Source organism: Ereboglobus luteus (genome assembly GCF_003096195.1).
In the GTDB taxonomy this organism is placed as follows: Bacteria; Verrucomicrobiota; Verrucomicrobiia; order Opitutales; family Opitutaceae; genus Ereboglobus; species Ereboglobus luteus.
In genome coordinates this window covers 771,728-786,612 of the sequence record NZ_CP023004.1, presented here as the reverse complement: position 1 = coordinate 786,612, position 14,885 = coordinate 771,728, and the positions used below count along the sequence as shown (strand labels likewise).

The window sequence follows — 14,885 nt, the reverse complement described above, 5'->3', positions numbered from 1 at the left end:
AATTTATAAAAGCGGTATATGAAAAAATATTGGCGCAGGTTTCTATTTCTTGCAAGCGTTGCTCTCCTGGGCTGCGTTTGCGCTGGAGGCCCGCCGCGTGGTGATGACATTAAGGCTGGCGCATTTCTATCGCCGCCGGCATGGGCGCGTCCGCAGGTCATGTGGCACTGGGTCGGATATAATGTCACAAAGGAGGGGATTACCAAGGATCTGGAATCCATGAAAAACGCCGGCATTGCGGGTGCGCTAATTTTTCAAATCACCTCCGCCGGCACGAGTCGTTTCACTTCGCTTGCCAATGTCTATACGCCGGGAATCGAATATTATAATGACAAATGGTTCGCCCTGCTAAGGCATGCCGCCGCCGAGGCCGACCGACTTGGACTGGAGCTGGGTCTGCATAATTGCATCGGCTGGTCGGTCAGCGGCGGTTCATGGATAACACCGGAAAACACCATGATGCAGGTCGTTTGGTCCGAGGCGGGCATCACCGGTCCCATTGCGTATGACAAGTTTCTCGCACAACCCGCGAGTAAATTGAATTACTATAAGGATATCGCGGTGCTGCTTGTGCCAAGAAGCGGCGAGCCTTCGCCGGGGAAGATTATTGATGTAACCGACAAGATGCGGCCGGACGGAAGACTTATTTGCGAGATTCCCAAGGGGAAGTATACAATCTATCGCTTCGGACACACGCCCACAGGGTCAAAACCAAGTGCCGCGCCGAAAAACACCAATGCGCTGGAAGCCGACAAGATGAGCGCTCATGCCATGCGGCTTCACATGAAAAATGTGCTGAAGCCTCTGAAAAAAAACCTCGGCGACTATTTTGGCCGATCATTCAAAATCATTAACTTCGATAGTTATGAGGCTGGCGCACAAAACTGGACTCCCTTGATGCGGACTGAATTTCAAGCGCGCAAAGGTTATGACATCATTCCGTGGCTGCCTGTTCTGGCGGGGCGCATTATCGAGAGCAAGGAAGCGTCGGAAGGCTTTCAGAGGGACTTGAAAACGGTAATTGCCGACATGTATCTTGAATACAGTTTCCGGCTTCCAAAGAAAATGATCAATGAGATGGGGCTGGAAATGCAAAGCGAGCCCTATATGACGGGGCCGGGCCATCACCCCAAGCCGTTTAATACATTCGATGCAGCCCCGGTTGTGGACAGACCCACAACGGAATTTTGGTTTCACAGGCGCAGGGACGAGTTGGACATATGGCAAGTTAACGCGGCGCTTCCATTTTTTGGGAAAACTGTTTTGAGCGCGGAGGCATTTTCGGGGCGCGGAGAGCACAGTAGTTGGAACGAGACGCCCGCGCGTCTCAAATTTAGCGGCGACATTGCGTTTTCGCGCGGCGTGAATCGCATGATATTGCATCATTGGGTGCACCAGCCTTTCCCCGATCACCTGAAGCCCGGCATGTGCATGGGTCCTTGGGGCACGCATTTTGGGCGCAATCAAACCTGGTATGAACCGGGCAAGGCATGGCTCTCCTATCTGGCGCGCTCGCAATATTTGCTGCAACAGGGGGAAAAAGTATCAGACTTCGTTTCACTGGATGTTTACATGCCGGGTGGAGATGTGATTTCCCGAAAAACATTATTAAATCACGTCACCATAAAAGACGGAAATGTCGTCAGTCCAACCGGGCGGACTTATAAATTGCTGGCCGTGCCCAATCAAGGGACGCTGGAATTGGAGACTTTGGAGAAGATCGGGGAAGTCGTGGAGCAAGGCGCTGTTATTTTCGGCCCGAAACCGACAACCCCTGCTCCATGCCGGGATTTTCCAGCCGCCGCAAAGCGATTCAAGAAGCTGGCCGACCGACTTTGGGGCGAGGGGACGCCTTCTTCCAAGGGGGAAAACATTTGCGGAAGCGGAAAGGTCTTGTGGGGAGGTTCCGTCGAGGAGGCTTTGCGGGGATTGGGCGTTTCTCCCAGTGTAAAATTCAACGGCGCTGTCGATGATTCCATTTGCTGGCAGCATCGTAAGGCAGGTGACACGGACATTTTTTATTTTTCGAATATAGAGGCGAAACCGAAGCTCTTGAATCTTGTTTTAAGGTCTGAAAACAAAACTCCGGAAATTTGGAATCCTGAAACCGGCAGTGTTTCGCCGCTGGCGGTCTGGCATCCAACGGACGCAGGCGTAGGCGTGTCACTGCCGCTAAAGGCAAATGAAGCGCTGTTTGTGGTTTTCAGAAAACCTGTCGCGCGGAAGGATTTTGCCGCCAATGTCATTTCTCCTGAATCCGGCGTCTCGTATGCCATGGAGGCGCGAGCGGATGCTGGATGGATTGTGAAGGCGCCGGAAGCGGGCGATTACATATTGCAGACGGCTGCGGGAAAAACATTGCGCGCCACTGTTGCATCCGCGCCAGAGAGTATGGCGATTTCCGGAGAATGGAAGGTGAAGTTCGAGCCGCCTGCCGGCGGGTCTTTTTCAAGCAAATTGACCACGCTTGAGTCGTGGACGTGCTCCGGGGACAAGCGCATAAAATATTTTTCCGGAACGGCAATTTATACAAACACATTCACCATTCCCAAAGGCAATATCGCTAATGATTTGTCCGTGTTGCTTAAACTGGGGGACGTCAGGGAAATGGCGTCCGTCTCAATCAATGGGCGCCAGGTGGGAACGCTTTGGCATGCGCCATTTGAAATTGATGTCACTCAATATATAAAGCCGGGGGTGAACGAAATTTCCATTTCGGTGACCAACACTTGGGCCAACCGGTTGATTGGCGACGGCCAATATCCTGACGATTGCGAATGGGGCTGGGGAAACGCCAAGGAGGGGCGCCCCTTGCGAATGTTTCCCGCGTGGTTGATCGAAGGGAAGCCCCGCCCTTCGGCGCAGCGGCAGGCGTTTTCGACATGGAATTACTTCACTGAAAAGTCAGCACTGCTGGACGCCGGTTTGCTGGGCGAGGTGAAGTTGGAATTTTGGAGGCACGCTGCATTTCAATGAACCGCGTTGAAAGCCGGCATTTTATCAAAACCTTGAGGACTAAATCCGCATGAAAACACGCAATATGCTAAAAACAAGCGCGTTCGTTCTTGCGGTTCCCTTGTTCGCGCAGGCTGAGCCGGTCGCGAAAAATATCCTTGTGATTCTGGCCGACGATCTGGGTGTCATGGATTTGGGATGTTATAATAAAAATACTTTTTATGAGACCCCCAACTTGGACAAACTTGCCGCGCAAGGAGTGCGATTTACCGATGGTTATGCGTCTTGCCCGGTTTGCAGTCCCTCGCGTTTCAGTTTGATGACCGGGCGCTATGCCACGCGCGCCGGCGCCACAAATTGGTTTGGCGCCAAACGCAATGGCAGATTTCTGCAGGCGCAAATGATTCATTACATGCCGTCGGAAGAGGTTACCCTTGCCGAGCGTTTGCGGGAGACTGGTTATCAGACGTTTTTTGTCGGCAAGTGGCACTTGGGCGAGGACGAAAAATACTGGCCCGAGCACCAGGGGTTCGACAAGAATGTCGCGGGCTGGCGGCGCGGCAGCCCGGCGAGTTATTTTTCTCCTTATAAAAACCCACGCCTTCCTGATGGTCCCGAGGGCGAGCATCTCACCGACAGGCTCGCGACCGAAAGTATTTCGCTATTGCGAAACAGGGACAAGACACGGCCATTTTTGTTGTATCATAGTTTTTATCAAGTGCACACGCCGTTGCAGGCTCCGGCCGCACTGGTTGAAAAGTATAAGGCAAAGGCGATAAAACTCGGCCTCGATCACGGGGAAAATTTTGGCGAAGAGGAGCAGGCGTGGCAGAGCACGCAACCCCGTCGTGTGCGTATTCGGCAAAATCATGCCGTCTATGCGGCCATGGTGGAAAGCATGGACGCCGCGGTTGGGCGGATTCTGGACGAACTCGCCAGACAAGGCCTGCTGGAAAGCACCCTTGTTATTTTTACGTCCGACAACGGCGGCCTGAGCACCAGTGAGGGACATCCCACGTGCAATTTGCCTTATCGCGGAGGCAAGGGGTGGCTGTATGAAGGCGGGTTGAGAGTTCCTTGTATAGCGAGACTACCCGGGGCGGTGCATGGTGGACGCGTCTGTCGCACGCCGATAAGCAGCATCGACATGCTGCCAACCGCGCTTGCGTTTGCCGGAGTGTCGTTGCCGGCTGACCGCGAGATCGACGGTGTTAGCCTGATGGCGCTGTTGGAAAACGGCAATGTGCCGGAGCGGGATGCGCTTTACTGGCATTATCCCCACTACGGTAACCAAGGAGGGTTTCCCGCCTCGGCCATTCGCATGGGCGACTGGAAACTGATTGAGCGGTTGGAGGACGGCCGGGTGCACTTGTATAATTTAAGCACAGACGTCGGCGAAAAAAACGATCTGGCCGCGCAAGAGCCTGAGCGTGTCGCCAAAATGCGTTCGCAGTTGCACGCTTGGTATAAAGAAACCGGAGCTCGTTTTTTACAGCCCAAACCTGGCGGTCCGGTTCCATGGAAACCGAGTTTTTATATAAATTAATATCAAATGGAACGTTCCGAAGTATCATAATATGAAAAAGAATCGCGACATGGTCAAAAGGAGCCCGGTTGTCGAACTGGCGCATGCACATATTACAAAGTATGTGACTGCTGGTTTGCTGCCCGCCGTCATGGTCGCAGGGGGCGTGTTGGACGCAAACGCGCAGAAACCCGGGGGCTGGAAAGCGCCGTTTATCAAAGCCAGAGGTGACGCGCCCAACATTCTGTGGATATGCACCGACCAACAGCGTTGGGACACTATTGGCGCTTTGGGAAACAAATATGTGAAAACCCCGAACATCGACCGGCTTGTGAGGGAGGGCGTCAGCTTCACCAATGCGCATTGCCAGTCGCCTGTCAGCGCGCCGAGCCGGGCCAGTTTTCTTACAGGCATGTATCCTTCGGCGGTCCGGGTCACTCGCAACGGCAACGCAGTCTGGCCGGAAGCCGCGCCACTGGTGACCAAATTGCTGAAGGACGCCGGTTATGAGTGCGGACTTGCGGGGAAGTTCCATCTTTCAACCGCCATGGCCCGCCGTCCGGAGATTCGTCCCGCCGACGATGGTTACACAACCTATCATTACAGCCACAGCCCGTATCAAGGCGGTTCAAAAAACGACTATCTAAAATACTGGCTCGACCGGGGCATTGATATCAATGCGCTTAAAAAGCAAAATGGCTACGTGCCGGCGAAATACCATCAGACGACTTGGTGCGTGGATCGGGCCATTGATTTCATAAAAGAGAGGCGGGAGTGGCCGTGGCAGTTCAGCTTGAATGTATACGATCCGCACAATCCCCTCGACCCTCCTCAGGAGTATATTGATCGTTATAATATCGACGAACTGCCCGCACCGCGATTCAAGGAGTCGGACTTGAAGGAAAAAAGCGCCTTCAATAATGTGGTCTTTCAGTCCAGGCCGAAAAAATACCCGGGAGCTGAGAACCGGCGGCGCACGGCCAGATATCTGGCTCAAATCGACATGATTGATGAAAACATCGGACGTCTGATGAAAGCGTTGGAGGAGAGCGGACAGCTTGAAAACACGTTGATTATATTCATGTCCGACCACGGTGACATGCTTGGGGATCACGGGTTGATCAACAAGGGATGCCGTTTCTACAACGGTTTGGTCAGGGTGCCGCTGGTGTTTTGGCATCCGAAAAAGCTAATGCAAAACTTGCGGAGCGACGCATTGGTCGAGCTGATTGATGTTGTGCCGACGCTGTTGGAACTGGCTGGTCTGCCTGTTTCGGGGAAGATTCAGGGGAAAAGCTTGTTGCCCATATTGACCGGCGAGGCCTCGGCGGATTTTCACAAGGAACATGTCCGCTGTGAATATTATGACAAAAGCTCGAATGAGGGTGGGAAAATCGCCGGCGGGACCATGTTTCGAACCAAGAAATACAAGCTGGCGCTTTATCATGGCCATGCCAAGGGCGAGCTTTTCGACATGGAAAACGATCCCGATGAATTCACCAACCTGTGGGATGATCCCGCGCACCAGCAAGTTCTCATGAAATTGATAAGGCAAAGCTATGATGCCTCGATTGAGGCCTTTGACAAGGGGCCGGAAAAAATAGCGCGCTATTGATGCATATAAAAAACGAAAACATCATGTTGCCCGGAGGCATTGCGCGTGGAAAACTTTCATGCGCTGCCGTGTCGTTTGCGGCGGTTGCCGCAAGCGGTGCATTTGCCGTCCCTGCCGCCCCGCTCGCTCCTCCGAATATCATCCACATCATGGCCGATGATCACGCATTTCAAGCGATTGGCGCTTACGGGCACCCGGTCTCGAAACTCGCCCCGACGCCGAATATCGACCGGCTGGCCCGCGAGGGGATGATTTTTAATAAAGCGTATGTGGAAAATTCCCTTTGCGCACCAAGCCGCGCCGCGCTTTTGACGGGACTGTATAGCCACCAGAACGGACAGCGCAGGCTGGGGCGAGGAATTGATGCGTCAAAACCGTTTTTTTCCGAGATACTGCGGGGGCTTGGCTACCAAACCGGCGTTGTCGGGAAATGGCATCTCTCGTGCGAGCCCAAAGGCTTTGATTATTATCGCCTGCTTGCCGGCCAGGGAGAATACTACAACCCCGGTTTCAAAACCCGGGACAGCAACGGCTCATTTGTGAGGGAGGAGGGATATGTCACCACTTTGATTGGCGACCACTCGATCGAATTTTTGAGGAGGAGGAACAAATCCAAGCCCTTCTGCCTCCTCGTTCACCACAAAGCCCCGCATCGGAACTGGATGCCAGAGGAAAAATATCTGGATTTGTATAAAAACACCGAGTTTCCCATTCCGGATAATTATTTTGACGATTACGCAAGCCGAGGCAAAGCCGCCCGCACCCAAAAAATGTCCGTGGCCGGGGACATGACGATGGTTTACGATTTAAAGATGGACGGCCTGAAAGGGACGCACCCTTTCGATAAGGAGGCTCATAGCAAAGGCTGGAGTAGGAACATGGCGCGTTTCACCGACGCGCAGCGGAACACGTGGCGCAAAGCCTATGCGTCGAGGACCGGGGATTTTCTGGCAAAAAATCCCAAGGGCCGTGAGTTGGCGGAGTGGAAATACCAATGCTACATGAGGGATTACCTGCGTTGCATAAAGTCGGTTGATGATCAAGTGGGGCGTTTGCTGGATTACCTCGAAAAGGAGGGATTGATGGAAAATACCATCATTGTATACACATCGGACCAGGGATTTTATTTGGGGGAACATGGATGGTTCGACAAGCGTTTCATGTATGAGGAGTCGTTCCGCACCCCGCTGATTGTCTCCTGGCGCGGAAAAATCGCGCCGGGAAGCGTGTGCGACGCACTGGTGCAGAACATCGACTTTGCGCCCACCTATCTGGAGGCCGCCGGCGCGCCCCTCCCGGGCAATCTCTCAGGGCGTTCGCTGACTCCTCTTTTCAGGGGGGGAATGCGCGAAGCTGGCGCGAATATTTATATTATCATTATTACGATCATCCATCCGGGCATCAAGTGGCACGACATGACGGCGTGACGGACGGAAGATACAAATACATTCATTTTTATGAGACCGGCGGAGGCGATGGCGCAAAGGCTGGATGCGACGAGCTATATGACCTGAAAAGTGATCCCGCGGAGATGCGCAATCTGGCTGGAGACAAACACTATGCCGGAATTGAGAAACGCATGCGCCTCGCATTGGGGGAGCTTCGCGAGAAACTGCATGTTGATGAATACTAAGACGCCGGAAAACAAACCAATTAGCATAATTTACCGAACGAAAAGAACCGACAAGCCCAACTTTTATGAAAACCAAAAACAACCCGCCAACAACCATTCCTGTATTCGCCATGAAACTAAACGCCTTGTTATTTATTGTCATGCTTGCCTCCTCGCTCACCGCGGCGCCGATGGACAGCACCACGCTTGCAGACTTCGATTTTAGTGACGCGCAAAAAGCGCGCACGCAGGCGTTGATAGACAACGGCACGCTGCAGCTGGAGCGCGTGCTTGCCGCACCGGACACCGGTTATCGCCACGTGGGCTGGCCCGTCGCGACGCGACTGCCCGACGGGCGCACGGTGGTGTTGATCCGAAACCTCCGGAACCACTCGGGATACGACAGCTATCCAGACAACGCCCGTCGTGTAATATATTCCGATGACATGGTCGCGTGGCAGCCCGCTGATGTGTTGAGCGCTTCGCCCGCATTGGGTATCAACGCGGAGGGGAATGTCGCTTCGCTTGGCAAATATGACTACAAGGGAATGCATGCCTTGTCCTGGGCTTACCCGACGGGATCTGATAATCCGCGGCTTGTGGCCGTCACGGGAAAGCATGATAGCGATGACACCACATTGACGGCGGGAAAACTCTTCCGCGTGTATCTTTCCGATGATCGCGGCGTGACTTGGCGCGAGCAAACCGACGCGCTTTCCGCCTTGCCGACTGCGGCCGTCCATTCCGGCCCGAATATGATTCGCCATCCGGAGTTTGGTCTTGTTGTGCCTTTCGGCCAGGTAACGGGTAGCGGCACCGGCAAGGCAAATTATCTCGCGAGCAGTTCCAATGCCGGCGAAACTTGGCAGGTCAGATCTTGGGCTAACACGGCCGACTCCCGCAGCATTGAGCCCGCTCTCGCCACATGGGGATCTGGGCATATGGTGATGATCGGGCGCGAACGCACCAACGCCTACGGTTACGATTCAGTCTCTGGAAAATACTATTATACGCAGCATGTGTATGCGCACACCCCTGGCGCGGCCTTCTCCAGTATTTCGTTCACCACCGCCCGCACCAATATTGCGGGTAATGGACAGACTCCCACAGCCAAGGGCAAGAATGCATACGAGGCGCATGACACCGCCGAAGTTATATACAATCCCGTCACAGGCCGCATTGAAATGATCCAAAGCTCCCGCTGGGGCAACGGCGCGGAGGATCCGCTCCCCGCCGATCCGTCCAATGTGGACACCGTCAACAACTCGCTCAACATCTGGAGCATTGATCCCGTTGATCTGCTTAATGGAGGTGCAACGTGGCGTTTTGATGGAAACATCGTGGAACGCCAGGGCATTATTCTCGGAGGATGGGATTCCTCGATATATGGTGATAAGGGCAACAAGGACGGCTTCCATCCCGGCGGTTCCATTGTGGACGAGGCCGCTGGCAAGCAGCACATCTTTGTGTATGTTGGTATTTACACGCAATACGCCAGCGCCTACCGCATCAGCCGTCCGCTTGATACTTACGCTTTCCGCGTTGCTTGTGGTTTGCCGGCGCTGCCGGCGCCGGTGATCACAAGTGTGTCCGAACCCGACGCCGATAATCATGTCACCATTATTGGTTCCAATTTTACAGATCTCAAGGAGGTGCTCATCGCCGATGTTCCGGCGCTGATTGCTTCTAGCACTGACACTGAAATCAAAATTTCCATTCGTGGAGGAGTGAAGGTTGGTGACAAAATTATCGTGCGCACTGACAATGGCATCACTTCCGCCACCTCTGGCATGACCCATCCGGCGCCTGTGGTTGATTCCGTTTCCTGCCAAGCCGTCTGGCCCGGGAATACCGTTACCATTACCGGCACTAATCTCACATCGGTAAACAAGGTGTTTTTTGGTAACATTGAGGTTTCTTCGTTTGTTTCCCAAACCGATGGGCAAATCGTTGTGATTGTCCCCGAGGGCGTCACTGACGGTTCCATTTCAGTGCGCGCGCCCGGTGGCATCGGGACGCCTCCAAATAATGGCGAATACAAAGCGGCGGTTAAACCATTCAATCTGGGCGAGCTTGTTTCTTCGCAGTCTGCCGTCACTGGATACCATCCTCTTGATCTGGTTGCCTCCGGCACAGGCATTCCCGATCCTTCTTTCAAATGGCAGTATCGCCCAAATAGTTCCGCTGACTGGGCCGATGTTGGCGGCTCGTCAGATTATCAGGGTGCGGCCGGCGATCATCTCACCATTGTCAACACTGCGGGGAAAAACGGCTGGCAATATCGTTATGTCGCGATGAACCACACGGAGGACGTTTACAGCAACGAAATGACGCTGCGGCTCCTCGCCGAGACGCTTCCCGCTCCCGCCGGCATCACGGCGACCTCCGGCACCGCCAACCCCGACCTCTATATCACCGACATCCAGTCGCACACTGTCCAAAAAATCACACAAACTGACTGGCAGGTTGCTGCTTTCGCCGGCCAGTCTGGCTCGGCTGGCAATGCGGATGGTGCCGCCACTGAAGCGCTCTTTCGCAGCCCCCGAGGCGTCGCCATAAATACTGCGGGCGACATGATCATCGCGGACACGGGCAACTCCCTCATCCGCACCATCTCCGCCGATGGTGTTGTGACAACCACTGCCACAACATTCAATCATCCCCGCGCGACTGTCGCGCACGATGCGACGGGGGATGTTTACATCGCCGACACTAGCAATCACCTCATCAAAAAAATCGCCCCCGATGGCACTGTCACCCTCCTCGCTGGCGCAGGCATTCCAGGTTACGCCAATGGTGTCGGTCCCGGCGTGCTATTCAACGCCCCGTCCGGCATCGCGATCGATGTCGCCGGCAACCTCTATATTGCCGACACCGGTAATAATGCCATCCGCTACCTCTCGGCCGTCACTGGCAGCGTGACCACTCTCGCGGGTAAACCCAACGCGGCCGGCGCGGTTGATGGCGCGGTTTCCGCCGCCACATTCAGGGCGCCGCAGGGCGTGGCAGTTGACTCAAACGGCGATGTCTTTGTGTGCGACACGGGTAATTCCCTCATTCGGGAAATCCATTCCGGCACTGTATACACAATCGCAGGCCAGACTCCAGGCATCGCCGGGTTCAAGGACGGTTCGGGAACCAACGCATGGTTCGCCAACCCGACCGCGCTTGTCCTCGCCGAGGATGGCAATCTCTACGTGGCCGACACCGGCAATGCAGTCATCCGTCGCATCGACGGCGATGACAACGTTACCACACTTCCGCTTATGGAATACACCGGCACGAACACTCCCCCCGCTCCCTCGCCTGATTCCGGTGGCGGCGGCGGTGGCGGCCTGTCCTGGTATTTCATCGTCACCATGCTTGTCTTCGTCGGAGTCCGTCTTGGTGGAAACAAAAAACAACAGGATCTTTGATTTATGAACTTTGGAAAATATTTTGTCTTTGCGCTGGCATGCGGCGCGATGTTCCTTGGCGCGTGCCTGCCGGCTCAAGAGAGCGCCATAACTGTTGGCCCCTCCGGCAAGAGCTGGAGCATTCAAACCAGATCCGCGGTGTATCATCTGGCGGTGTCGGGCAAGGGACCCGTCAATGTCCTCTATTTTGGAAACCGCCTGCAACGGATGGATAAAGTCAAGATGCAGGGGCAAGAGGTTCCCGTGCGAGGCGGAAATGTGTTTGAGATGCCCATGCTCGAAGTCGTCTTCGCAGACGGCGTTCGCGATATCGAACTGGAATATAAAGACCATGAGATATTAAGCATGGACGGATATCCGGTGCTCAAGATCGTCCAGCGTGACAAGCATTACCCCCTGGAAGTCGCCTCATACATTCGTGTTCTTCCTGAATATGACGTGATCGAGAAATGGGTTGAGGCAATAAATACCGGTTCAAAAGACAATATACGCGTGGAAAATATGCTCTCTGGTTCTGTGTTCCTTCCAAAGGATGTCTATGAATTAACCCATTACTCGGGAGCTTGGGGCCATGAACTGGTGCCGCATACCACAAAACTTACGCAGGGAATAAAAACGCTGCAGGTTAAGGCATTCAAATCGCATGGAGCCTCGTCGTTTATGGTTCGCCCCGAGGGAGAAACGGGAATGAATGATGGAAGGGTGTGGTTCGGCACTTTGTGTTACAGCGGCAATTGGCGGGTGGATTTCGAGAAATTTTTCCCCGGTTTGGTGCAGATTGCCGGAGGCATTAATTTTTGGGATCAGGAGATCAATCTTCGCCCCGGACAAACCTTTGCCACGCCAAAGATGCTTTTTGGATATACTGAACAAGGCGCAAACGGAGCAACCGCATCCATGGCGTCTTATATAAGGGAAAAAACGCTTCCCGCCCCCTTGCGTGAAAAAATAAGGCCGGTTTTATATAATAGCTGGTATGCCACCACATTCGATATCAACGAGGATCAGCAACTGGCCCTGGCCAAAGTGGCCGCCGAGTTGGGCGTGGAGATGTTTGTCATAGACGACGGTTGGTTCAAGGGACGCAAAAATGCCAACGCGGGGCTCGGGGACTGGACCGTGGACAAGGAAAAATTTCCCAACGGGCTTTCGCCCATGATAGAAAAGATAAACGCAATGGGGCTCGACTTCGGCATTTGGATTGAGCCGGAGATGGTCAATCCCGACAGCGATCTTTACAGGGCGCATCCCGACTGGGTTTTCCATTTCCCCAACCGTGAACTCCACCGGACAAAACGTCCCCAATGCATGCTAAACCTGGCCCGCGAGGATGTGTATCAATATTTGCATAAAAGCATACATGATCTCCTCAAGAACCATAACATAAAATATGTTAAATGGGATGCGAACAAAACACTCAGCGATCCCGGCTTCCCGTCGGCTCCCGCCGGCGAGCAGCGCGCGGTGCGCGTTCGTTATGTGGAAAATCTATACCGCCTGGTGGAAACCTTGCGTTCCGAGTTTCCGGATGTGTGGTTCGAAAATTGTTCGAGCGGCGGAGGCCGCCTTGATTTGGGCATGATGGCTCGTTTCGATTGCACTTGGCCAAGCGATATTTCCGATCCGGTTGACCGCATATTCATGCACGATTCATACTTGGCGCTGTTCCCCGCCAACACAATGGTTTCGTGGGTTTCCGAAAAGGACTGGCACCGGCGCAGCCTTCCGCTCGAATACAAGTTCGATGTCAGCATGGCCGGCGTGCTGGGCATCGGCTGCGACATCGCCAAGTGGAGCGGCGGGCAGAGAAAAATCGCCCGGGAAAAAATCGCGCAATATAAAAAAATACGAAATATAGTGCAGCAAGGCGATGTCAGCCGGCTTGTGTCGCCTCACGACGAGAACAGAAATGTCCTTCAATATACGGACAGGACAAAAAGGGCGGCTCTGGTTTTTGTATACAATCTGGCAGAATACCCAGGCAATACAGTGCCGGACAAACAGCGCAGTCCGCTGGTGCGTCTTTGCAACCTGCTGCCCGACGCCACCTACCGGATAAAGGGTGTAAAAGGAAACTTCAAAGGCAGTTACTTGATGGAGATCGGCATGGATTTTCCGGTTAAGGGAGCCTATAGAAGTGGAATATTCGAAATATCAATGATTGAGTTGGCCGCTCCCTAAGGCTTGCCGGATGAATCCTGAATTTTCATATGAAAACTAAAACGCTCACTTCCCTCGCGGCACTGACTGTCACCGCGGGTTTTGCTGCAGCCCCTTCCTCTCCCGCGACCAGGCAGCCTGTGGCGCGCCCGAATGTTCTTTTTATTGTTTGCGACGATCTGCGTCTGAACCTCGGTTGTTATGGCGATTCCTCGGCCATCACGCCGAATATAGATCGCCTTGCCACGCAAGGCACCCTGTTTGCGCGGGCCTACACCCAGCAGGCGGTTTGCAATCCTTCGCGCCAGTCGGTGCTCACGGGTCGCCGTCCCGACTCCCTACGGGTGTGGGATTTGCGCGCCGATTTCCGCAAAACCACGCCCGATGCCGTGCCGATGCCGGAGCATTTTAAACTCAATGGGTATTACACGCATAGCATTGGAAAAATATACCACGACGGCAAACGCGACCCCCAGTCTTGGAGCGATGTCGAGCAACAGTTGCGCGCGCCAAAGCGCGACGACTATCATCTGGAGGAGAATCGCAAACCACACAAGGGAGGGAAGGCGGCCGCCACGGAGTTTGTGGACGCACCCGATGAAGAATATGCGGATGGCAAGACGGCGCGGGATGCCGTCGCTTCATTGAAACAACTGGCCGGGCGCGAGCCGGGCGCGCTTCCGTTTTTTCTCGCCGTGGGATTCCGCAAGCCCCATGCGCCCTTTACCGCGCCAAAACGCTATTGGGATCTCTACGATCCGAAAAAAATTCCACCATTGGAACAGGCGGCCCCGCCCATGGGGGCGCCCACGCTCGCCTTGCATAATTCCGTGGAGCTTCGCGGTTATTCCGACATGCCCAAGGTCGATGCCTTCACTCCGGAACAAATCGCCCGCTTGCGCCATGGTTATTATGCGGCAACCAGCTTTACCGATGCGCAAATCGGGCGTGTGCTGGATGCGCTCAAGCAAACGGGACTCGATAAAAACACAATCATAGTTCTCTGGAGCGACCACGGATATCATCTTGGCGAGCATGGTTTGTGGTGCAAGACCACCTGCTACGAAGCCGACACCCGCGTGCCCTTTATTATTGCCACGCCGGATGGTCGCCCGCGCGGTGTGCGCACGGACGCGCTTGTCGAGCTTCTGGACATTTATCCAACGCTTATTGAACTCTGCAACCTTCCCTCCCGGGATAAACTTGAAGGGCGCAGCCTTGTGTCCAATCTCGGCAATCCGAATGCCAAAGGGCTTGACGGAGCATGCAGCCAGTTTCCTCGTCCGTGGCAATATAGGAAGGACGGCGTTCCGTCCGTCATGGGTTACGCTGTTCGCTCCGCGACACATCGCTATGTCGAATGGAGAAAATTCGGCACTCTCGAGGTCGTGGAGCGCGAGCTTTACGCATACAAAGGCGACCAACTTTTCGAAACTGAAAATATTGTCGCTCATCCCGGTAATGCCGACCTCGTCCGCAGTCATGCCGCCATGATTACAAAAAAAGTGCCATGACGCGCATTGTGTCCGCCTCGGCTTATCTATCATGAAGTTTGTCAATTTTTTCTGTTTCCACGGAGGCACACTTACCCTCACGCGGCTT

The 14,885-nt window shown here is 54.2% G+C and carries 6 protein-coding genes and 1 pseudogene; all 7 read left to right on the top strand.

Translation table 11 applies throughout. The features are described 5' to 3' along the window. The first annotated feature begins 18 nt into the window (after positions 1–18). The 7 genes and pseudogenes from CKA38_RS02960 (at position 19) to CKA38_RS02930 (ending at position 14,797) form a co-directional block, all read left to right on the top strand. Positions 19–2,976 carry a glycosyl hydrolase gene (locus CKA38_RS02960; protein WP_108824164.1) on the top strand — a complete coding sequence of 986 codons (2,958 nt, stop codon included), beginning with the start codon at positions 19–21 and terminating at the stop codon, positions 2,974–2,976. Between the two features lie 49 nt (positions 2,977–3,025). After that, the gene (locus tag CKA38_RS02955) at positions 3,026–4,501 is read left to right on the top strand and encodes a sulfatase (protein WP_202863948.1); all 1,476 of its coding nucleotides are present in this window, start codon (positions 3,026–3,028) and stop codon (positions 4,499–4,501) included. Between the two features lie 31 nt (positions 4,502–4,532). After that, complete coding sequence (locus CKA38_RS02950) at positions 4,533–6,095, top strand: sulfatase family protein (protein ID WP_202863947.1); 1,563 nt, start codon at positions 4,533–4,535, stop codon at positions 6,093–6,095. Between the two features lie 26 nt (positions 6,096–6,121). Beyond that, a pseudogene (locus tag CKA38_RS02945) lies at positions 6,122–7,728 on the top strand (sulfatase family protein). Between the two features lie 110 nt (positions 7,729–7,838). Then, entirely contained in the window at positions 7,839–11,123 is a 3,285-nt protein-coding gene (locus tag CKA38_RS02940; protein ID WP_161554696.1) for an IPT/TIG domain-containing protein, read from the top strand. Positions 11,124–11,126: 3 nt separating this feature from the next. Beyond that, entirely contained in the window at positions 11,127–13,304 is a 2,178-nt protein-coding gene (locus CKA38_RS02935; RefSeq protein WP_202863945.1) for an alpha-galactosidase, read from the top strand. Between the two features lie 29 nt (positions 13,305–13,333). After that, complete coding sequence (locus CKA38_RS02930; RefSeq protein WP_108824162.1) at positions 13,334–14,797, top strand: sulfatase; 1,464 nt, start codon at positions 13,334–13,336, stop codon at positions 14,795–14,797. The last annotated feature ends 88 nt before the right edge of the window (positions 14,798–14,885 follow it).